The following is a 23,038-nucleotide window of genomic DNA, read 5'->3' on the forward strand; positions in this document are numbered from 1 at the left end:
TTTCGGCGGGCTCAAAGGTACCCCAGTTCACCGCGAGGGCGGCGGGTTCTTCCGCTCGGCCCGCGCCTTCGCCATTTCGCCGTACATCTTGCGGCTCTGCTTCAACTTCTCGTCATACTCCTTCTTCCAATCAGGGTCCATATCTTGGAGCGAGGCGTACTTCGTGTCCCGACCGACGTGGTCTACCTTGGCATCGGCGTACACATAGCCGATGTCCGGGAATATGAACTCGATCACCAACTGCTCTACTTCAACGACGGCAAGGAGCGATGCGTCTGGGCCAGCGTAGCTGTTGTACTCGGCATCCGCGATTTGACCTGCTAACTGGCCCGCCGTAAGCCCGCTTCCGCGGTATTGCGAACCATCTTGCATCCGCTTCGGAAACACCGCCTGGTGCGTGAACACATGAACGATGATCGCGCTGCCACGCGGCACGCCAGCGGCGAGCGCGTCTTGAGCATTGATCCCTTCACCCGTCATGGGGCGCCCGAAGATATCATCTGTAGCGGATGGATTCGCTCGGAGTTCTTCGACAATGCTCTGCCTGCCGAACAGCAAGCGCGTCGCAAACTTCGATGCGTCGCCCTTCAGGGAATCGACCGCGATTCTATGCCCACTCTCCCTGGCCTCTTTGCGCGCGCTCGGAGGGAGCAGCGAGTACAGGCGCAAGGCGTCCAGATCACCGTAGTCGTTCAAGCCGGACAAGACGGACGATTCACCAAGGCCGATCGCCGCCAGCGCCAGCGAGAACATCAGGCTCAACTGCGAGTTCGCTTGGCCGACAAGATCGGCGACCGGATCGAGCGACTTGCTGCCGATCTTCTCATACGACTCGATGAACCGTTCGATCGCGACCCGGCTCAGCCTGTCCTTTCGCGTCAAAGACCTGTAGATCGGCTCGACCGTCAGCCAGCCGTCGGAGACCGACGACCTCATCGCGAAATCGGGAACAGCCGTCAGCGACCAGTACTGCCCCAAGGTCTCCGCGCCCTGCTGCATGACCATCAGCGGCACGAACGCGGCGAGATCGGGGAGCAGCGCGACCACGTTCAGGTTCAGCTCCTTGGCCGACTGCAAAATCCAGTCCGATCCGAGAACGGTCAGCGGGTCGTTCTCCGTCGGCTTTGAGAAAACTTCCTGCACCTCTGATGGCACCTTGACCAGCAGTCCGTCGGGCGAGCCGCTGAACCACGAGAACATCAGCTCGGAAGCCTTCTGCAACAGCGGCGAAATCTCCTGCTTCGATTCGAGGGCAGCCAATGCAGGGTCGGGCGGGATTGCGACCTCATTCGCCAAAATCGAAACGGTCGCGATTACGGAATAGTAGAGCCCTCCAGGCAATCGCAGCTGAACCATCAGGCGTTCTCGTCCACGCTGGAACTCGACGAATGCCGCATCGTGCGACCCGAGCATCGCCTTATACGGGCTGGTCAGCGAGGAGAAGTCACGAATCGTAGGCAGCTGCATAAGCGCGCCGGTCGCTTCGATCGCCTCTCGGTGGATCGCGGTCTCTTGCAGGAACTGGTTATACGCACGAACTCCGCCCGCAGGCAATGGCCGCTGCCCGCCCGTCGGATTCGGCGCGTACCGCACAGCCCAACCCTCCTCGATGCTGGCGAGCACTTCTGGATCGAACGACGCGAGAACGCGCATCAAGAACCTGGTACCGGGGCTCTTCGTCGAGAGGCTCCGTAGCTGCACGTTGAACTGAGCGTTGCCGCGATCCGACTGTAGTTCGATCGATCTCAATATGAGATCTCGAGCAACCTCGGGCGTGTAATCGCCCTCTACCGGGTTGTCTGCGAGGAACTTCTCGACACCCCGCACCATGCCCATCAGAGCTTCCTTCTCCTCAGCCAGCTCCTGCGCGTGGGTGCGCCCAAGATAGCGCACGCCGCTCTTCTCAGTCCACGTCGCGTTCAGCGTCTCGGCGATCTTGTCAAGCGCGTCTTTCACCGGCACGGCGTCAAAACGTAAAAGGAAGTAGTCGTCGTTGACGCTGCCGCTCGGCTCGATCTTCATCCCCAGCTCTTCACCGAGCGCGGCGAGCACGACGCTAGAATGCGCGCATGGATGGACGAACGTCACAGTCCGCGGCTGAACCGCAACCGTTGCACACAGGAGAATTGAAGTAATCATGATCGCCCTCCGCCGCGAGCCTTGTCGATCTCTTCGAGCAGCCTCGACCTCACCTCGTCCGGGAGGTCGTTGATAGAGCCGAAGACCGAATCGCCTATGGGGTCTGCATACCGCCCGAAACTCGTACCGCCTCCCCCCGGCCTTTCATACCCCAAGTAGACCGTCGCACCGTAGACTGGCGCCATCATCGAGTAATCGGCCATTGCCGACGATCCGCCCCGCCGCTCTGCGCTCACCATATTCATGGCGTAGCTGCGGACGTCCATGAACGTCAGCCAGGAGGATACGTCGCGATCGAACAGATTCAGTTGCAGGAACCCTTCGTCCCTAACGCTGATCGTCCACTTGTCGTCGACTGCGATGAGCGCCAGCGCCTCTTCGTATTCACGGAACGGCTGCCTCATCGCCATCGCGCCCCACTCATGCTCCTCCATGTAGCGGGACGTTTTCTTCCCCAGAGCCAGGACGAACCGGCTGGCGTCGGGCCTGCCCGTGAGAGTCACGCCCTCCGTTTTGGCGAGCCGACGCTCCTCTGGCGTCAGCAGGCCGTAGATGCGGAAGTTCTCTATGCCGTAGGTGGGAAGTCCTAGCCTGAGCTTGAGCGCCCGGCCCAGAAGGTGGTTCGCAACGAACGCGGGATCGTCTTCGAGCGTCGTCGCGGCGAAGTCGGAGAAGACCTCGATCGGTATGGATCCCCTATCAACGGCGTGGCCGAACATGGCTCTGAACGCCCGCCGGTCCATCCGCTTACGTCTGGCGGTGTAGGGCGCTTTCGGCCTCGCCATCAGCCACCCGTCGCCCAATTCGACTGTTACGGCTTGGTCGGCGATCATCACCGAAAGCAGCTGGGCGAGCGACGAGCCCTGGGCGATCTTCCCTTTCGCCAAAGCAAGAAATGCGGAGTCGGGCAGGTGGGCCACGAGGGACACGTGCATCTCCTCGGCAGCCTGGAGCAGCACGGCCCCAGGCGCGGAGAGCACGACGTCGGCGCCTTCGGAAGACAAGAGCGCTTCTTTCAGGACGCGGCTCTCTTGACCGAGGGTCGAAGGGGCCACCGACGCAAAAACGACGTCCTCCATTTTTGCAGGCGCATCGAGCTGGAGCACCCACCTAGGGATCGTGGTCTCGTCGGAGTACGAAAGCGAGTAGTAGCCTATTGTCTCCCACTTGTTGTCCGCGATGAACGATAGGTAGAAGGACGCCTTCGTATCGGAAGCGTGCACGCTGAGTTGGAGCCGCTCCGTCAAGATCGGAGAGTCGGAGGCGAACTTCAGATAGACTCCGATCGTGCGATCTCCCGACGCGATCCCGACTTCGCCGGCCTCGCGGGCCGTGACTTCCCACTCCTGTCTCATCTGTCGAAAGACCGCGTCGGCGCCGGGGGGCATGGGCTCGCCGTCTCCCATCACGGAGAAGATGAGCGGATAGCCGAGCGCCTTCACGACTTTATCGAGGTCGAGGAGCTTGATCAGCCGTACCATCGCGCGATACCCTGGCAACTGTCGGGAGATGGACCTGTGTCTCTCCCTGTCTGCGGCGGTGGCCAGTGGGCCGAAGTCCCTCGACTGGATCGCCAGCGATCTAGCGAGGGCGCTTGTGAGATCCGGGAACTCCATTCTTGCAACGGCCTTCTCGATCGCGGCCTTTCTCGCGTCGATCTCAATCTCGAAGTCGGCGATCTCCTGCGCGCGCGTCCGGCCGAGGTAGCGAACGCCGCTCTTCACCGTCCACGTCGCGTTGAGAGTCTCGGCGATCTTGTCGAGCGCGTCTTTCACCGGCACGTCGTCGAAGCGGACGAGGAAGTAATCTTGCTTCACCGAGCCGCTGGGCTTGATCTGCATCCCCAGCTCTTCGCCGAGCGCGGCGAGGACGACGCTGGAATGCGCGCACGAGTGTGTGAAAGTAACTGACTCGGGGACTTCGGCATAGCTGAGTCCTCCGATTAGCAGAGCGGCTATAGTCGTGGTCATCATCGTTGTTCTTTACCTACCTTCATGCCGGCGGCGGCCAGCTCGCGCTGCACAGCCGCAGGCAGCTTGTTCAATTCTACGTGCTTGTCGTCGAAAAGCCGCTCGTCGACGATCGTCGAGACGGTCGCGTACCCTTGCCCTGGCATATGCAGGCTGACCTCCACCCTCGCCATCTGGTGCCAGAGCGCCTTCGTGTAGTCGAGGTTAGGAAAGCCCGGTAGTTTGCCCCGCTTTGCCCACATCACGAACTCCTCTATCGAGGCCGGCCGCGCCGCGATCAACGTCCGCGTCTCAATCGGCTGCATGGGGCTGAGCTTCATCTCGCGCACGACGGTTACGCGCACTCTCGCGTCCCTGGGGATCAAACCGCCCACGGCCAGCCCGACGTAGGCGCCGCCGGGAGTCTGAGCACGATAACCCCAGTCGTCCACCGGCTTGTACTCCTTCGCGAGCCGCATGTCTCCGCTGAGGAATATCTCGCCCAATAGATCAGCCAGCTTTTTCCGAGCGCTCCTGATTTCAACGGTCGCTCCTCCGTCCCACGCGGCCTTTTTCTGTGCCGCGTCGAGGAGCCCATAAACGGCCAGCGCTCGGGACGACGCGCCGAATGCGTTGAACCAGCGGTCGGCGTCCATCGGCATGACGACCTTCGCGACGCGGTCAGCGGACACGAGCGCCCTCCTGTTCTCCTGTCCGGCAGCGAACGCCGCAGCATCGTCTACGAGAACTCTCTTCTTGCGCAGTACAGCGCGGATATACCGCTGCGTCGCTTTGCGGTCGAAACGGTTCGCGCGGGCTGCGCTCGGGGCGGAGGGTACGGCGGTCAGCGTCCTTCCTGTAATGACAACATCCATGCCTTGTGCGCCGTAGCCCAGTATCACCGACACTGAAGTCTGCAGGTCTGGCCTCCTCAGCGCGACGCCTAACGCAGAGTCCGGCAGGACGACGACGCCGTTCATGCCCTTTGTTCTCAAAAGCTCCAGCCACGCGTCGCCGATCAGCGGGCCTAGCAACCCGTTGCTCTCTAAATCGAGCATGTATTCGACGAGCGGTGCGGGAGGATGGAGCGGTTCTTTGCCCTCCGACTCTCTCTTCGCGATCAGATAGTCGAGGATCATCTTGCCGTCTTCGCCGAACTCGAAAGGATCGGCCATGTCGCCCCAGACCGGCTCTTCGTGCATGCGTGAGTACCGGTTGTTGGGGATTCTCAGGGTGTCTGTCGTGGACCAGCCTTCGCCCCCATAGATAAGGCTGTAGCTGGCGCCAGGCCCCTGTCGGGAGACTTGCAGCTCCATCGCCGTTACCGGAGAAGTCCTTTTCGACCAGGCGTTGACCGCCCCAGTGGTCTGCCCCGCCTGGTCGTACGTCGCCTTTGCGAGGGAAGCTAGCGTGTTGCACTCCAAAGTCAAGCCTCTGAACGCGTCCCTCCAAGCGGGCACCTCCCTGCTCCGCAGGACGTGCCTCCTTTGATCTTTGATGCTGAGCAAAGTGCCCTTCTGCAGCGACCTGACAAGCTTGTCCAGCGCCCGCTTGCCTGGCAGCAGAGGGACGTTCTTCGGCTGCTCGATGACAGTGACGCCTCGCTCAACTGTTTGGCGGCCCGGGGCTGGCAGCATCGCCCTTGCGAGATCGATCGTGAAATCTGGCGGGACGATCGCGCTCTTGAAGTACTTCCCGTGCTCTCTCAGAAACGGCTCCGCATCTCGCCTTTCGTCCTCTAGCTCCTGTGCGTGGGTGCGCCCAAGATAGCGCACGCCGCTCTTTTCGCTCCACGTCGCGTTGAGCGTCTCCGCGATCTTGTCGAGCGCGTCATTCACCGGCACGTCGTCGAAGCGCACGAGGAAGTAGTCCTTGTTGACGGAACCGCTGGGCTTTATCGTCATCCCCAGCTCTTCGCCGAGCGCAGCGAGCACCACGGACGAGTGAGCAGCCGGGTGCGTAAACGTGACGGTTTGCAACTGGGCCAGCGCGAACAAAGCAATGGCCGCAATCATGGCCGCTGACCGCCGCCGTCGGTTCCTCCGGTGAAATCCCCAATCTGCGACTTGATATTCGCCGGGAGGTCGTCGTAGTCGACGTACTCTTTCTTGATCCTCCCCGTCGGCAGCTTCATGACCTCATACGTATACCCAATGCCAGGAAACTCGATGATCACGTACAGGGTCTCTTGAAAACCGATGCTCACCTTCGTGAAGTCCGCGCCTTCCATCCAACCCGAGAGCCCCTGTTCGCGGAACTGCCTGAAGAAAGTCAACACACGGGCGTACTGTTCGACTTCCATCTCGAACAATCGTGAAAGACCAAACCCGCTCCCCTCGGGAAATTTTGGAGCCAACGTTGTTTCATATTTGAGCTTCAGCTGAACTTTGACGCCCCTCTGGATTCCATCCCGCAGCGCAAGCAACGTGCTCCTGGCTTCAGGTTCATCCCCCGCCTCCATCAATTCAGCGGATGAGGAGCCGTAGGAGTCGCCCTTCGTCGGGTCGAACGGCTGATCGGTCAACGTATCGTAGGTCGTGCACACGGATGTCAGTATCCAACGTTGAAAATCCAGCGGCAGTTCTGTTCCGAAGACCGCGTACCCATCCCCTCGCATAGCGCGAATCGCGCCTTGGCTAAACCCGGAAAGAAGCGAGATCGCATTGGCGCTCGAGCTCCACCCTTCCTCACCGAAAACCGTGTTGGCGTACTTCATCGAAAGGGTGTGCGCCGACTTCGAGCCAGCGGCCCTGAATAGGCCGATCAAGCTCTCTAAGGTAAAGGCGTTGATCCTGATCGAGGTTTCGATGAACGCCTTGAGCCTCTCGCGATTGAGCCGATTGCCCTCCAATACCGATAGATCGCGGGGATAGAGGAGCCAGTAGCCGTCCTTTTCGACGCTCTCCGCTGACCAGACGCCGCCGACAAGCGTTGCGAGCGCCTGACCGACGGTAGCGCTCTCGACGCCAGCCCAATAAGCGTGCAGTATTGAGGCGTCGGTCAACAGCGCGACCATGCTCGACTCGCGGGCGTCTGCGGCCTGCTCTAGAACCGGCTGGCACACTAGTCGCAGGGGGTCGTTCGCTACGGGGTCCGCCAAGAGGCTGCGCGCGTAAGCGCTCGTCTCTTCGTCGAGCAACGGCTCCCTCCCTACGCTCCGAGAATAATGCTGCTGGATGAGCTTTGCAACTGCGTCCTCCTCCTTTGTGAGCTCGAGCGGATCGCTCAGCTGAGGAAATTTCTTGCGCTCACGCTGGGCTCCCCAGCCGAAAAAGCGATTCAACCAGATCCGGACGTAGCCGACTTGGATCAACTGCCCTTCAAACTGAACGACGAGTCTGAGACCGATCCACGACTCATCGACTTTGACCACCACGAGCATCGGGTTGTCGTCGGAAAAATGCTGATCAAAGCGGCTCGATTCAAAACCGCGAAATACATTGCCGTCCGGATCGATAACCTCGTTCACCCTGCGCATCGTTTCGCGCTCGTTCCAAAACTGCTTGAACACGGGCACGGCCGATCTGGGCAGAGGCAAGTCCCTAGCCTTGGCGTCTACGCTTGCGAAAGTAGCAGGCTCATCGAGCAGGTCTCCGATCGCGTTCGGGTCGATCAGCGGCATCAATCGGATCAAGGCACGAACGCCGGGGGCGAGCACTCCATCGACTTCGCCCAGCGGGTCATCCAGATCGCTCAAGAAAACGTATTCTTCAACGTCAGAGCCGTATCCGTACTCACCCCCCGGCTGCCTTCGGTCCTCTCGCATCCTGAGCATCCTCTCGACTAGCGTGCCGTAGCTGTAGTCGTCCTCGACCTTGATCGCCCTCTGCCACTTGCGGAACTCGCCTGCGATTCGCTCCTTGGCGCTCGTTTCTGGTTCAAACGGAGGGCGGTGCAGGTACAGAATATCGCCTCTCTGCCGCCACTCCGACCGCAGCCCTTCGGCAAGCATCGGCATGGCCGACTCCCAGTCCGTATCGCGCAGGCGCACGAATATTCGGTCGTCCCGCAGCGCACCGCTCGGGCGGATGGTCACTCCGACACTCTTGCTCAGCTCCGCAAACACCACTTCGGCACGGTCGATCGGATGGACGAAGTCAAGCCTAGCTGGCGCCGCCATCGTCACCGCTACCGCTGCGATCAATAACATCTCACGTCCCTCTACCCGACAGTATAACAACTCCCGCGAGGCATCGGGCCGTTATCACGGCGTCATCGTGGTCAAGCGTCCGTCAGCACGAGCCTTAGGACCGACGGCTGACGAAGACACAATCTCCAGAGATGCTGATAGCTCTCGCCGCCATTGCCTTGGCGCAGGACGACGTATTTGACGGGTGGCCGGACTCGCTGTCCGTTCCTTTAGTCAGCAGGGAGAGCCACCTGCGCAACGTGCGCCAGGTGACGTTCGGCGGGCAGAACGCCGAGGCGTACTGGAACCTGGACGGCACCAAGATCGTGTGGCAGTCCACCCAGCCGGGATTCCCAGACGAGCAGATTTTCGTCATGGACGCGGACGGCAGCAACAAGACCCTGGTCAGCACCGGCCTCGGGCGCTGCACGTGCGGCTACTTTTCGCCGGATGGCCAGTACGTGTACTTCAGCTCGAGCCACCGAACGATGAAGGGCAAGCAGCCGCCTGTCGACCACAGCCTCGGCTACGTTTGGATGGTCAACCCGGCGTTCGACCTGTACCGCCGCGACGTCGGTACGTGGAAACTCGAATCGGTTTTGAGCCTCCCCGGATACCTGGCCGAGACGACGCTGGCGCCTGGCGGCCAGTACATGACGTTCACCAGCGATTTCGAAGGCGATCTAGACATCTACCGCGCCGACTTGAACGGGTTTGGAGTCAAGAAGCTGACCGACGAGTTCGGCTACGACGGCGGCCCGTTCGTCAGTTGGGACGGAAAGACGATCGTCTTCCGCCGCAGCCCGCTGGACATGACCGCGGAGGAGCGCGGCGACTACTCCCGGCTGCTCGCCGACCACATGGTTCGCCCAGGCGAAATGGAGGTCTGGATCATGAACGCGGACGGCTCGAACAAGCGCCAGATCACCCACCTCGGCGGAGCTAACTTCGCGCCGTTCCTACACCCCGACGGCGAGACGATCATCTTCGGCTCGAACCACACCGACCCGCGCGGGCGCGAGTTCGAGCTGTACACGATCAACGTCGACGGCACAGGACTGGAGCGGATCACGTTTATCGACGAGTTCGACGGGTTCCCGATGTTCAGCCGCGACGGCAAGAAGCTCATCTGGGCCAGCAACCGGTACAACAAAGTCCAGGGCGAGACGAACATCTTCGTCGCCGACTGGGTTGACTAGCGGGGCGGGTCTTGCAGCTTGCGCAGCTCGGCTTCGAGCGCGGCCTGGTACTGGTCGCGGAAAGACTGCGACAAGTCGTCGAACTCGACCATCTCGTCGCCCTCGTAGATCGCCGGGACGAAGTACGACGCGAGGTGAACCTCGCTCCCGCCCGAGATCACGCTCATGAGAATTCCCTGCTCCTCGACGACCCGGAAAACACGATCGTTATTGGGAACTGGCAATCCTGCCCGTTCTGCCATAGCGCCCAGATACGCGAGGCCCCCCATCGACCTCGGCTGTAGCGGGACTGTGGCGCGACCCCGGTTGCGCCCACGGAAAAACGTGGTGGTCAGCCGTACGGTTTGCACTCGAATGGCTAGGCCGCTTGTTCGTATATTGCGGAGCCGACTCTTCTCCTCGGCCATATGCTGACTGGTGATCGGCCCTTCGGCTGTGCGCAGCAGCAGGCCCCAAACGTCTATGTTCACTCTAGTTCCGAAGATCGATTCGAGAAGCGCCAACTGCTCCTCGTCCAATTCGGCTAGGCTGAAGATTGCGCCGCCAGTCCTCGCCCTGCCGCGGTCGCCGTCGGTCATCTTTGAATAGAACGACAGCAGATCCGTCGAGTCCGACCTCGAACTCCGCACGGTTCGACTGAGGGCAGACAGTCGATTCAAGAGGGAAGATACGAACAAAGTACTGCTGCTGCTAACGACGTGAGCAAGCGGAGTGAGCGTGTCCCTCTTGCGCTCGCGGAACGCCTTGAACGAGTTCGCAAACTCCTGTCGGCCAACGCGGTCTCGCCTAGCCTGCGCGGGGGTTATCGCAGTGACGATCGTCGCGTCGGGCAGTCGCCGCTGCTCGTAGAACACTCGAAAAATGATGTCCAGCGCGTCGTCGATCGAAATCTCGTTGTATCGCGCCAGGCGCCCGGTGCCGATCCAGTCCAGCGGCACGACCACAAAGCTCTCGCCGCTCTGCTCTGCGGCCTGTATGACGATCTCAGAGACCGCCAACTCCAGAAAGTCGTGCTCCTTGGGGTTCAAGTAGATCTCGAGCAGCTCTTCCGACGGTTGATCGGGCGACAGCGCGCCGTTCGTTGGAGGTGGGCGCACCCGCCAGGACTGCTTGGCGAGTTCGCTGACTTCGATCGACGCGTTCAGCCCGTCTGGCCACTGCATGTCAGTTACGTAGAGTTCCAGCGGTCCATCGAAGAACCGAACGATTTCGACGTCAACCGGTATGTCGGTCCTTGGAGCCCTGATCGTGGCCATCAGATCAAATCCGTGCGTCATGATCGTTACGCGAACGTCTTGCAAGCTCGGAGAAACTCGCCCCATGCCCGCGACCGGGGCGGCGGTTGCCGCCCGTAGTTCGAGCAGTTCCATCAGAGCGTTCTGATCCTGGATAAACTCAGCGAGGATAGGTCGGGCGGAGTTGGGAAGCTGCCGCGTTCCAAAGCCGCCGGTCACAGAAAACGTCACCGGCACGCCGAGCGGCAGGCTGGCAAGAAATTCCGCGTCCGATTCCTTGGCAAGGCGAGCAAGCGCTCGTCCGCCCGGCAGCATCGCCCGCATCGCTTCGCCCTCACTATATGTTCTTCCGTCCGCTGCGGTCTCAAACAGCACCTTGATGAACTGCGCCACCTGCTCTCCGACCAGTCTGTCGGGAATCTCGATCTGCTCCTGGATTCCCCGGATGGACCGTGAGTAAACTGCTAAGTCCGTGCGCTCGTCCTCTAGCTCCTGCGCGTGGCTGCGGTGCAGGATCAGTTTGCCGTCGTCCTCGATCCACGAGGCGTTCATGGCGTCGGCGAGGAGCTGCTTCGCTCTCTCCGCGGTCGCGTCGCGGAAGGCGACGATCACATAGTCCCGCGACATAGTGCCGTCGGCCTTCATCTCCTCCCCGAACGCCTCCGCCATCGCCTCGACGACGCGAGCGACCGGCGCGCCCTTGTGGTCGAAGTCGAACGTCTTCTGTTGAACCGCCAGCGCTAACGCAATGCAAGTCAGCATGGTTTCCTACTGCCTAGTCAATCTTATACGACGATCTGCCGACGGAAAACGTAACGCATCATCGTTCTTCATAAGGGTGTCGGCCAGAAGAGCCCATTGCACGGCAGACAGTGGCGGCGGGTCTTGCAGCTTGCGCAGTTCGACTTCTAGCGCGGCCTGATACTGATCGCGGAAAGACTTCGGCAAGTCATTGAGCGGAACCATCTCGTCACCCTCGTAGATCGCCGGGACGAAGTACGACGTGAGGTGAACCTCGCTCCCGCCGGAGATCACGCTCATCAGAATTCCCTGCTCCTCGACGATCCGATACAAATACGGCTCATCTGACAGCGACAATCCCGCGCGCTGGGCGGCCGCGCCACGACCGGCGAGGCGACCGATCGACGTCGCGCTGGCCTGTAGAAAGCCAAAATTCGTGTCGTGCCGAACGTAGAACGGAGTGCTCATCCGGACGGTCTCCACTCGAATCGAAATCTCGCTCGACGCGAGATCGCGCAGCCACCTAGACTCCTGTCGGGATCGGTCGTAGGCACCGTCGTTCCAGCCGCTAATGCGCCTCGTGAACGCCCCGGCTCCACTGCCCGGGCCATCGCCGAGCCTGTGGCCGTAGGCGGAGGCGACGAGCACCAACATCTCTTCGTCTAAATCGACCAGTTTGAAAACTGCGCCACCAGTTCTCGCCCTGCTTCGTTCGCCTTCGTTCATCTTCGCATAGAACGCCAACAGGTCGAGCGACCCGTAGTCCGTCGTGCTGATAGTCCGGCTGAGCATTGTCATGAACGATAAAATACTGGTGGCCCGTATGCTGCTGCAACTGGCGTAAAGGTCGGCCAGCGGGGATAGAGTGTCCCTGCTTCGATTGCGGAACGCCTTGAGCGAGTTCGCAAACTCCCGCCGACCGACGTGCCCTTGCCTCGCCAGCAGAGGAGTCATCGGCGTGACAACCACTGCATCGGCCAATTCGACTTGCTGATAAAGCATCAGAAACATCAAGTCTAGGGCGTCCTCAAGCGAGATTTCCTTATAGCGAGACAGGCGAATGTCAAGGGTCCAGTCGTACGGTACGGCTACAAAGCTCTTACCGCTCTGGTCGGCAGCCTGCTTGACGATTTCAGAAATCGCAAGCTCCAGGAAGTCGTGCTCCTTCGGGTTCAGATACACTTCGAGCAACTCCTTTGACGGCTGATTGGGAGACTTTGTTAGCGGAGTCGTAGGAGGACGAAGCCAAGTTCGCTCCATCGCGATCGCGCTGAGATTGAGCAGCCCGTCCAGGCCATCTGGCCACTGCTTCGAACCGTAGTAGAGGTCTGAGGGGGCCTCGAAAGATAGGCTGACATCGACGTGTCTCCGTTCGTCGATTTTTGGCGAGGTCAGCCTGACCCTCAGTCCAGTTCTTGTCAGCATGATGGTGACTCGAACGTCTTGCACGTTTGTTGAAACTCGCCCCATGTCCAGCAGCGGGTCGACGGTCGCGGCTCGCAGTTCGAGCAAATCCACCAAACCGTTTTGATCCTGGATGAACTCACCGAGGACTGCTCGCGCCGAACTGGGAAGTTGGCGCTTGCCGAAACCGCCTGCCACAGAGAACACAATCGGCACACGGAGCGGCAGCTTCGCGAGGAACTCTGCATCCAACTCTCTGACAAGCCGCGCAACTGCGCGGCTGCCGGGCAGCTTCGCAGTCATCGTCTCGAGCACGCTGACAGAAATTCTGGTTCCGGTGGAGTCGTACAGCGTCTTGAAGAAACGGATCGCCTTCTCTCCGACCAGCCGGTCCGGAACTTCTAGCTCCTCCTGTATGGCCCGGATGAACCGCGCCAGCACTTCGAGGTCCGTGCGTCCGTCCTCCAGCTCCTGCGCGTGGCTGCGGTGCAGGATCAGCTCGCCGTCTTTCTCGACCCAAGAGGCATTGAGCGCGTCGGCGAGGAGCTCCTTCGCTCTCTCTGCTGTCGTGTGGCGAAAGGCGACGATGACGTAATCCCGCGACATCGTGCCGTCGGCCTTCAGCTCTTCCCCAAACGCCTCCGCCATCGCCGCAACGACCCGCGCAACCGGCGCGCCCTTGTGGTCGAAGTCAAACGTCTTCTGTTGAACCGCCAGCGAGAGAAGAATGCAAGTCAGCATGGTGATTTACTGCCTCACCGATCTTATACGACGATCTGCCAGCGAAGAACGTAACGCATCGCCGTTCTTCATAGCCGCGTCAGCTAGAAGAGCGCGCGGATCGCTCGGCAAACCCGGCGGATCCTGCATCATCTTCTTCATCTCTTCGATCTGAGCACGGAACGGCTCGTAGATCGAAGGCGGGACTTCCCCGAACCCGAAAGTCTCATAACCTTCCTTGACGGGAACCTCCCAGTAGCTCGAGACCAGATGCCAGCGGCCGCCAGCTCTGATCTTGATTTCGAGAACGATCCTCTCCTTGACCAAGAACTGATTCATCGTAGCCCAACCACCGTTGCCCAGCTCTTTCGACGCGACCAAAGCGAACAGCGAATTGCTGAAGATTGCCTGCAGATACTGCCGCTGGCCTTGCATAGATTGGCCGACGAGCACCGGCTCTCTGCGCAGTTCGACGAGCAGCCCGTCTGGCAGCCTGTTCTGCGCGACCATCCGGCGCACGGCAACAATCTTATCGCGCCTCTCCCCCATTCCGGGCCCAACTTCCAGACTGATTTCGCCAGGGCGGCCGACGTTGCCAACGTCCATCAACGTGAAGTACCAGTCCCGCTGCGAATCCGCAGACAACGACGCCCAGTCCACGAAGACGCCACCGTCGCGAGCCCTGGATTTCTGAGAATCGCTCAACGACCCGTACAGCCGAACCGGAACCTGGTAGTTCGACGCATACGGCCGCAAATACTCGATCCTGGTTACGAGCGACGATACATCTCGCCGGTCGTAGGCAACCGCCTCCCGGCTCGACCCTGCGATCAGCCTAGCGTACGCCTCGAAGTCGTCTCCGTGCTTCAGGCCGTCCCTGACCATCGCAGAGTACAGGTCGCGCGGAACGCGAGCCCTTCTCGTCTTCGCCGGATCTGCGGGTCTGACCAGCAGCACCTCGTCCCGCTCCTCGATTAGGCTGTCACCCCGTCCGATGACGAGATCGAACACCCAGCCCAGCTGCCCCTCCATGTTCCGTATCAGCGCCCGGAAGTTCGTCCAGTGTTTATCCTGCAGCAGCGCGACCACGCTCTTGCCGAGCGATTCGCCCGCCTGCACCGTGATCGGGTGCGAGCCGAGATGCAGGGGCTCGAAATCCTTGGAAGTGAAGAACTTCGCAACGACCTCTGGCACGTCCTGCGTCAGCTTGCCCGGCCCCAATCGGCCTGGAGCGCGGAGAGGCAAAAAGCCTAGAGTGAGTTCAGGCAAAACGCAAGGCGCCCACCACTCTTCGTGCGTGCTCGGCTTGTACGCATACGGCGGTGTCTCCGGACTGCTGATTCTCACCGTACGAGCGATCCTCGGTTCGCCCCACCGCATCTGAATCGTCGGCACGAGGCCCTGCGGTTGCCGCCGTATCGTGAGCACACCGGTGAAGGCACCTGAATCCCAGTCGCCCGGCCCGATCTGCCTCCACAACTGGACTCTGCTGACATCGACCCCGCGGCTTTGCATCGCCGCAGCGTACAGCCTGTCTTCCCTTTCATAATCCCCGGCGAAAGTCGACGTCTGGCGCGGCAAGCGCGGGTCGGCCGACGCGTTGTCGAACGGCAAGTAGACGGTCACTCCCTGCGGCATGTCGAAGAACGGGCTCGGGTCGAACTCGCGCAACAGCCTGACCGCCATCCTGTGCCCTGGCGTGAGCTTTGCGATTTCGTGCGGCGGGTAATTAAATCTCCGAATCCGGGCCTGATCTGCTGACGCGTCCTGAAGCATGAACGCGAGGCTGTCGGCTCCGTCAGCGTTGAGCGGCGGCGGGACTTCGGTCGATCGGTACTTCTGCGCCCATTCAGCAAGCCTTCTGTCGCTGGACTCCTTCTCTTGGCGAAGCTCGGTCGCCTTCGACCTCGTCAGCCGCAACACACCCTTGTCCAACTGCCACTCACCCTCGACGACGTGCGCGATCCACTCCATCGCCTGCTCTTGCGTCGCATCCGCGAGGTGGACGACCAGGATGTCGTCCCTGAGGTTTCCGTCGGCGCGCATCTCGACGCCGATACCCTCGCCGAGCGCCTTAACGATCACCGGCGCAGGCGCTGCGCGGTGGTCGAAATCGAACGTCTTCTGTTGGGCGATAACATAGCAGGCGGCAAGCGCGGCAAGCATCGTTCTCCCGGGTCTCTACCTACCATTCTAACAGAGTTGTCCAGTATCAACGACTGGGTGAGCCCGACGAGCGGTGCCAGTCTCTACAGGGTGGCGACTTTCAAGTACGCCCTAGTCGATGGCCGGTTCCAGAGTCTCACCGACCGGATCGACCATTTCGCCGGGGATCGTGCCAGTGCTTTCGACCGGCTGTGGAGCCTGAGTCGGAGGCGCGGCGCTCGAAAAAAGGAGCGCTGCAAAAACCCCGAGCACCATCAGCAGCACAAACGCCGCTATTGCGATGGCGTAGACGTTGCGGTTCTTGCTCCGCACCTGCTCCATGCCTTGGTCCTGCCGCAGCGCGGGGGCTCGCTCCTTGCGAATCTGGGCGAGAATCCCCTCGATGCGCTCTGGCAGCACGTTCAAGCCCTCTGCCAAATCCTTGACAGTCGGCGACGTGGCGCGCCCCTCCAACTCCTGCTGGCGCATCTCCTCGTCTTCCCGGAATCGCAGGATGACCTCATCGACCTCATCGGCCGTCAACCTCTGTCCAGGATCTTCTCGCAGGCCCTCGTCCATCGCCGTTCCCAATTATACGCCTTGCACTGGAAGCCGGTTGCCGCGTGATCTTGTTCCTAGTTGTCCCAATGGTTTAGGTCAAACGGTATTGAATCCCACGCCTTCGCTCGCCCTAAACCGTTTCTACTCACTGGCGACTGCAGGTCAGTTCCGAAGTTCCGATGACTCTACACGTGCAGTGTCAGATCGTCTTCCTTTATCTCGCAACGCCTGTAGGGCGCGCCGAAACTTCGCCAGCCACGATACTGGTAGCTGATCCAGGCTGAGTCTTTCAGGATTGTCCGCTGTGAGTTCAACGGTCGAAATCCATGTATGTGTACCGACTGGGGTCTCGAAACTCACCTCTACTCTAAGCGCTCTTTCAACCCGAAACTTCGCGCTAGCGATCTTATTTTCCTCGTCCACGCGATTGCTTTTCTCAGCCGTCAAGAAGTATTCCGCCCAAGTTTCTGGATCAATCAGCTCTTGATCGCCAATTAGCGGAGAAAACATATGGACCGATGGGACAGCGCTGGCTCGAACTTGCACTAGCACGTCGAGTAGCGTCGATTTCGTAATATCGAACGGCAAGAAATCCAGATACGTGTAGCTCTCCTGTCGACGTAACGGATCGAACCTTCCTATACCGTGCCACCAAGCGTTCCAAAGTATTACACCTCGTACACTGGCGTGAAATGGGTTACCCAAACTCTTGAAGGGAACCGTCACTCCTTGAGGCGTCAGCGACATTTGTTTGGCTTCGGATGACAAGCTCTGCCATGCAAACAATGCTGATAGCGAAGCACTAGAGACGTGCTCTGGACCGTGGACGAAGAACACAAGGTCCACGATGGATGGGTCGTAAGCCGATCCTGGCCGCCTGACTAGCGGAGGGATGCGCTGCAGATCGAGCACTTTTGTCGCTCTATTGTTCCGCACGTAATCTGCGATCGCCTTGCGCGGAAACGCTAGCTGATATTGCGGCGGGCGGGCGGGGCTGCCTTTGATCAGACCCTCAGCAGTTTCTTCAAGGTCGAGCAACGTCTCGATCCAGTCAATCCCGCTTTTTAGGTCGATGACTCCCTCTGTAACAATGTCAGGTTTGTCAAGAAGCGCGAGACCTAGGGCATCGAGAAGGTCGTTCGAGAGACGTGCTACCAGCGGCAGGTTCAACTCGTCCGACATGGCCAGCAAGAGATCGCTCACATCAAGCGCAAGAGGCTCGCTTCTTGGCATCGAAGATAGCAAATCCCAAAGGTATGTGCTTGGCCCAGACTCACGAATGCCTAGCTTGGCAAAGTCACCGGCTATTTTTCTCGAAGCCTTTGACTGAGGAATCGTGACGTTCTTGATCGATCTCTGTACCTGACCTGGTGTCGGCAGCCAGACTTTGCTGGCGTCATAGAAGTTAACGACCCTTTTCCCTGACTCGTCAAAGCCGACAAGCGACATCGTAATGTAGTCCCAATAGGATGTCACTTCCAGGAATACCTTATCGACCGGCGTGGAAGGCAAGTCCTTGATCCCGACCCCGAACGACAACGAAGAACGCATGTCCCAAGCACCGTTACGCTTTAATGCATGCAAGAGCCTTGGCCGAAGCGCTAGAATCATCTGCTTTGCTCGGGCAAGCTCAGGCAGCCTGTGCGTGCCGTGCACACCGTCAGCTGTAAATACCCAACGCTCGTCTAATGGAATCGCTGAAAGAAGCTCTATCCCCAAGGCGTGCCAAATGCGCGGCATAACCTGCTGACGAGGAAATAACGTACTGTTCCAAGGATACAACTGGGAATCTTCACCGCCCTCGAACGCAGCAACCAACATGCTCCTCGCCCACTCAGTGATTCGCTCGTCGCTGACAGGATCAGGCGGCACGTTTCTCGTCATTTCTTTGCGCAGCAGCAACTTTCGGTAATCGTAGAACCGCTGTAACTCTTCGTCAATCTGCTCTCTACTTCGAAATAGCTCCCAACCCCTTTTGTTCTTTCTCCAAGAGGCATCCAGTCCCCTAGCCGACAGTTCGCGGAACTCCTCAAACGTCACGCCGAGGACGTTGAAGATAAACGGCTCTTCCGCGATGGACGAGTGCGCACTTATTTCAACTGCGAACAGCTCCCCGAGACGTTCGACCATGACCTCTCCGATCGCTGCTCTGAGGCGCACATCGACCTTCTTGGCGACCTCGGCATGCGCCTGAAGACAGATTGAGGACAAAAGTGCGATAGCCAACATCATCTCCATCCTTCGGGGCGCACAGAACGCCCTCAACAGCTCATTGTACATCATACGCGAGCCGAACCATCCCGACGTTTTAGGTTCAAAAAGGGTATTATCCACCCATACTCGCGCCCTCTCGCGGATAGGCGGTGCCGAAACATGAACAGCTTCAAAACCCGAACTCAAGCAACTCTCGGCGGGAGAAACCTAGAGGTTTTCGCCCTCAGCCAACTGGTCGTGCAGGGGTACAAGCTGGGCCGGCTGCCGTTTGTACTCAAGTTGCTGCTCGAAAACCTGCTGCGGCATGAAGACGGCCTGGGGGTCACCAAAGAGGACATCGAGGCGCTGCTGAACTGGGATCCGCTGGCTGAGCCGAGCACGGAGATCAGTTTCACGCCTGCGCGAGTTCTGCTGCAGGACTTCACGGGCGTTCCGTGCGTCGTCGACCTCGCCAGCATGCGCGACGCGATGGCGCGGCTGGGCGGAGACCCGAACAAGATCAACCCGCTGCAGCCGGTCGAGCTGGTCATCGACCATTCGGTTCAGGTGGACGCTTACGGCAGCGACGCGGCGATGCAGATCAACCTCGACCTGGAGTTCGAGCGCAACAACGAGCGGTACCAGTTCCTGAAGTGGGGGCAAAGCGCGTTTGAGAACTTCAAGGTCGTGCCGCCGAACACCGGAATCTGCCACCAAGTGAACCTGGAATACCTCGCCAGGGTCGTTTTCGATGAAGGAGATCAGGCGTACCCCGACACGCTGGTCGGAACCGACAGCCACACCACGATGATCAACGGTCTGGGCGTCCTGGGCTGGGGCGTCGGCGGGATCGAGGCCGAGGCCGCCATGCTCGGCCAACCAGTCAGCATGCTCATCCCCCAAGTGGTTGGGTTTCGCCTAACCGGGAGGTTGAGAGAGGGCACGACGGCAACGGACTTAGTCCTGACCGTGACCGAAATGCTGCGGAACCACGGCGTGGTCAGCAAGTTCGTCGAGTTCTTCGGCGCCGGGATCAGCAACATGCCGCTCGCAGACCGGGCGACGATCGCCAACATGTCGCCCGAGTACGGCGCGACCTGCGGCATCTTCCCGGTGGACGACGAGACTCTGCGCTACCTGCGCACGACCGGCCGCGACGAAGACCACGTCCAGCGGGTTGCGGAGTACATGAAGCTCCAAGGGATGTTCTACACACCGGATTCGCCCGAGGCCGAGTACTCCAGCACGCTGGAACTAGACCTCGCCGACGTCGAGCCGAGCGTCGCAGGACCAAAACGACCTCAGGACAGGAGCGTGCTGAGCGACGCCAAGGGCTCGTTCTTCAAAGCGTACCCAGACGCCAAGCCGGGGGCAGACGTAGAGGGTGGTGTCGCAATCGCCGAGAGAACTGCGACAGACAGACTCACCCACGCCAGCGTCGTCATCGCCGCAATCACTAGCTGCACGAACACCAGCAACCCGAGCGTGATGGTCGCCGCAGGGCTGGTGGCAAGAAAAGCGAATCAACTCGGCATCAAGCCAAAGCCGTGGGTCAAGACTTCTCTCGCGCCAGGCTCGCAAGTCGTTGCGAAGTACCTGATAAAGAGCGGCCTGCAGGACGAGCTCGACGCGATCGGCTACAACGTCGTCGGCTTCGGCTGCACGACGTGCATCGGCAACTCGGGTCCGCTGCCCGAAGAGGTCGGCAAAGTAGTGAAGGACAAGAACCTCACCGTCGTCAGCGTGCTCAGCGGAAACCGGAACTTCGAAGGGCGCATCAGCCAGGAAGTGCAGGCGAACTACCTGATGTCGCCGCCGCTCGTGGTCGCGTACGCGCTCGCCGGCACGTTCGATATCGACATTGCGAAGGACGCGATCTCCAAGGACAAGAACGGAAACGACGTGTTCCTGAAAGACCTCTGGCCGACGCAGAAACAGATCGCGGAAGTGATCGAAGCGAACATCACGAGGGAGATGTACACTAAGTCCTACGCAGAGGTCTACGACGGCGACGAGAAGTGGAACGCGATCTCGGTCACGACTTCGAAGCTGTACGACTGGGCAGACGACTCGACGTACATCCGCGAGGCGCCGTTCTTCGAAGGCATGACCGCCGAGGCTCCAACGGAGTTCAGCGACCTGACCGGAATGAAGTGCATCGCCAAGCTCGGCCAGTCGATCACAACCGACCACATCTCACCGGCCGGCGCGATCAAATACGACTCGCCAGCCGGCGACTACCTGGTCGAGCACGAAGTCCGCCAGCACCTGTTCAACAGCTACGGCTCGCGGCGCGGCAACCACGAAGTGATGATCCGGGGCACGTTTGCGAACATACGCTTGCGGAACCAGCTTGCCCCCGGCACGGTGGGGGGATTCACGACGCACTGGCCGACCGGCGAAGTCACAACGATGTACGAGGCCGCGCAGCGGTACGCCGCCGAAGGCACGCCGCTCTGCATTCTGGTCGGCGGAGATTACGGCATGGGATCGAGCCGAGACTGGGCCGCAAAAGGCACGCTGTTGCTAGGGATCAAGACCGTGATAGCAGAAGGTTACGAGCGCATCCACCGTTCAAACTTGATCGGCATGGGCGTGCTGCCACTGCAGTTCAAGGACGGCGAGAGCGCAGACTTGCTCGGGTTGACCGGCCAGGAGGAGTTCGCAGTCGTCGGGCTGGGCCGTGCACTGGCGAACAACTTCGCCAACGGCAAGACGCTGACCGTTCGCGCGGTGGGCGACCGCGGGGAAACGAAGACGTTCGAAGCTACCGCACGTATCGATACGCCGATGGAGATCGAGTACTTCAAGCACGGCGGCATCCTGCAGTACGTTCTTCGGCAGTTGCTAAACGATTGACGCGCTGCAAGGAACCCGAGCATGAAGTCGATGGGCGAACTTGCCTCGCGGTAAAGATTTCGCACGTATAATCACAGCTGTCTCATGCCAGTGCACCCACTTAAGAAACTGAGCAGGCGGCTTAGAATTCCGCTCAACAAGAGGGCAGCGATGAAGAGGCTAGCTGATTACCACTCAAGTGGTCGCTCAACCGAGGAAACCGTCCGGTGGGCGATCGAGTTCGGAGGGCACGGCTACTTCAAACTTCAGACCCAGCAGAAGCAGTCTGAGATCACATCGCTGGCCAGAGCGGTCGCCGAGATCAGCCCAGCGACGATTGTTGAAATAGGTACGGCCCACGGCGGCACACTGCTGATCTGGGCAGCCCTAGCTTCCGACACGGTCATATCTTGCGATCTTGAGAGCAAGGATGTGCAGGCCGAGTTTCTGCGGTCACTGCCCCCGCCCGGTTCTGCTTGCAAGGTGACGCTGTTGCAAGGCGACTCGCATAGCGCCCGGTTCCGAGAGCGGATCATCGGCACTCTTGAAGGGCGGCACGTCGATTTCCTGTTCATTGACGGAGACCACACGCGGGAGGGAGCATTGGCGGATTTCGAGAGCTACTCGCCCTTGGTTCGGCCTGGCGGACTCGTGGCTTTTCACGATATCGTCGAGTCGCAGCCGCTTGCCACGAACCAGGTATTTTCGGTTTGGGAAAGCTTGAGGCACCGGTTCGAGTACAGCGAATTCATCGACGATCCGAATCAGCGCGGATATGGTATCGGCCTCTTGAGAATGCCTTGACGGGGATGGCCAATCCCAAGTCAGTCCGCCAGTATGCGCACGATCTCCCGCCAGCGCGCGGAGTACGTGTGCTGTCCCCGGATTTCCAGCCCCTCAGTGACCGAAGCCTTAACTTTGTCTACACAGCCCGCTTCGTTCTGCAAATACCCTCGCGAAAACGACGCCATGCTGCCAGGATCTGCGAACTGCAAAACCGACTTCGGCGTGTCCCGCCTGGCGTCTTGCAAGATCGGCAATCCGTAGACGATTCCGTCGTATGTACGAGGATTGGGCGAGTTGGCGTCTCCTCGCCTGTGAATATTCAGGACTAGCCTGCTTGATGCGTACAGGCAGGCAACGTCTTCGGGGCTCAGGTACCCGCTGCCAGGTGTGTGCGACATCTTTACGCGCTGATAGTGGCTCGCGGCCTTGTTCCAGCGCTTCGGCTTCCACTTCGGCCCGACGAGGCACCAGCTTGCACCACGATTTGCCCTGTCAATTTCCCTAAGCCATTGCTCTCTCCGCTTGTCCGCCGTTCCAACATAGCATATATCCCATTTGGCGTCAACGCTCGGCACTTTGACGAACTCGTCCGAAGCGCATGGCAAATAGAATCCACGGGAGTGGCGATCGACGACGGAGGAATCATTGACGGCTACCACATCATAGGTGTCCTCGAAAGCACCTGTGTTGAACTCGATAGTGCGATCGGTCTCGTATGGCTCATCGGTCAAAATAAGCGCACGCTTTTGGCCTGGCAGATGAGAGCCGAGTCGCAGATCATGAATCTGATAGCCCCGTATGACCAAAGTGATATCCGGATTCCGAGTCATGGACGCGACGTTCTCCAGCGGGCAGTCCTGCAGGACTCCATATAGGCCGCGAGAGTTTGCGGCCAAAACCCGGCTCACGTCAGGATCGTCACGGCACGCCCCGTACCAGCCGAGGGCTGTGTTGAATACAGCCCTCGGCACTTCCGGGAAGACAATAAGGACATGCATT

At 60.0% G+C, this 23,038-nt stretch carries 13 protein-coding genes; 3 read left to right on the forward strand and 10 right to left on the reverse strand.

Translation table 11 applies throughout. The features are described 5' to 3' along the window. Nucleotides 1–27: 27 nt before the first annotated feature. From IH944_10690 to IH944_10705, 4 genes are read right to left on the reverse strand one after another with little or no spacing between them, the layout of a single operon-like run. A complete protein-coding gene (locus tag IH944_10690; GenBank protein MCH7905016.1) occupies nt 28–2,139 on the reverse strand; it encodes a hypothetical protein in 2,112 nt (703 codons plus the stop codon). Next, entirely contained in the window at nt 2,136–4,112 is a 1,977-nt protein-coding gene (locus IH944_10695; GenBank protein MCH7905017.1) for a hypothetical protein, read from the reverse strand. Before IH944_10695 ends, IH944_10690 begins: the two co-directional genes overlap by 4 nt. Continuing rightward, nucleotides 4,109–6,103 (reverse strand): hypothetical protein, encoded by a 1,995-nt coding sequence (locus IH944_10700; GenBank protein ID MCH7905018.1) that lies wholly within the window; start codon nt 6,101–6,103, stop codon nt 4,109–4,111. Before IH944_10700 ends, IH944_10695 begins: the two co-directional genes overlap by 4 nt. Beyond that, nucleotides 6,100–8,238 (reverse strand): hypothetical protein, encoded by a 2,139-nt coding sequence (locus IH944_10705; GenBank protein ID MCH7905019.1) that lies wholly within the window; start codon nt 8,236–8,238, stop codon nt 6,100–6,102. The genes IH944_10700 and IH944_10705 overlap by 4 nt, the downstream gene beginning before the upstream one ends. 131 nt (nt 8,239–8,369) lie before the next feature. On the opposite strand from IH944_10705, the gene IH944_10710 reads away from it, so the two are divergent. Continuing rightward, nucleotides 8,370–9,416 (forward strand): PD40 domain-containing protein, encoded by a 1,047-nt coding sequence (locus tag IH944_10710; GenBank protein ID MCH7905020.1) that lies wholly within the window; start codon nt 8,370–8,372, stop codon nt 9,414–9,416. Here the strand turns inward: IH944_10710 and IH944_10715 are convergent. From IH944_10715 to IH944_10735, 5 genes are all read right to left on the reverse strand, one after another. Beyond that, on the reverse strand, nt 9,413–11,413 hold the full coding sequence (locus IH944_10715; GenBank protein MCH7905021.1) for a hypothetical protein: 2,001 nt from the start codon (nt 11,411–11,413) through the stop codon (nt 9,413–9,415). The two genes, IH944_10710 and IH944_10715, sit on opposite strands and share 4 nt — an antisense overlap. A 6-nt stretch (nt 11,414–11,419) precedes the next feature. Further along, nucleotides 11,420–13,537 carry a hypothetical protein gene (locus tag IH944_10720; GenBank protein MCH7905022.1) on the reverse strand — a complete coding sequence of 706 codons (2,118 nt, stop codon included), beginning with the start codon at nt 13,535–13,537 and terminating at the stop codon, nt 11,420–11,422. Nucleotides 13,538–13,543: 6 nt separating this feature from the next. Further along, nucleotides 13,544–15,682: a hypothetical protein gene (locus tag IH944_10725; GenBank protein ID MCH7905023.1), complete on the reverse strand. Its 2,139-nt coding sequence runs from the start codon at nt 15,680–15,682 to the stop codon at nt 13,544–13,546. A 111-nt stretch (nt 15,683–15,793) separates the two neighbouring features. Beyond that, complete coding sequence (locus IH944_10730; GenBank protein MCH7905024.1) at nt 15,794–16,240, reverse strand: hypothetical protein; 447 nt, start codon at nt 16,238–16,240, stop codon at nt 15,794–15,796. A 144-nt stretch (nt 16,241–16,384) separates the two neighbouring features. After that, a complete protein-coding gene (locus IH944_10735; GenBank protein MCH7905025.1) occupies nt 16,385–18,622 on the reverse strand; it encodes a hypothetical protein in 2,238 nt (745 codons plus the stop codon). On the opposite strand from IH944_10735, the gene acnA reads away from it, so the two are divergent. Both acnA and IH944_10745 read left to right on the forward strand, forming a co-directional pair. After that, complete coding sequence (gene acnA / locus IH944_10740) at nt 18,596–21,274, forward strand: aconitate hydratase AcnA (protein MCH7905026.1); 2,679 nt, start codon at nt 18,596–18,598, stop codon at nt 21,272–21,274. The two genes, IH944_10735 and acnA, sit on opposite strands and share 27 nt — an antisense overlap. Before the next feature lie 84 nt (nt 21,275–21,358). Next, nucleotides 21,359–22,057 (forward strand): class I SAM-dependent methyltransferase, encoded by a 699-nt coding sequence (locus IH944_10745; protein ID MCH7905027.1) that lies wholly within the window; start codon nt 21,359–21,361, stop codon nt 22,055–22,057. Nucleotides 22,058–22,077: 20 nt separating this feature from the next. On the opposite strand, the gene IH944_10750 is transcribed toward IH944_10745, so the two are convergent. Further along, entirely contained in the window at nt 22,078–23,037 is a 960-nt protein-coding gene (locus IH944_10750; GenBank protein MCH7905028.1) for a glycosyltransferase family 1 protein, read from the reverse strand. Between the last annotated feature and the right edge of the window lies 1 nt (nt 23,038).

Source organism: Armatimonadota bacterium (assembly GCA_022563855.1).
Lineage (GTDB): Bacteria > Armatimonadota > Fimbriimonadia > Fimbriimonadales > Fimbriimonadaceae > JADFMN01.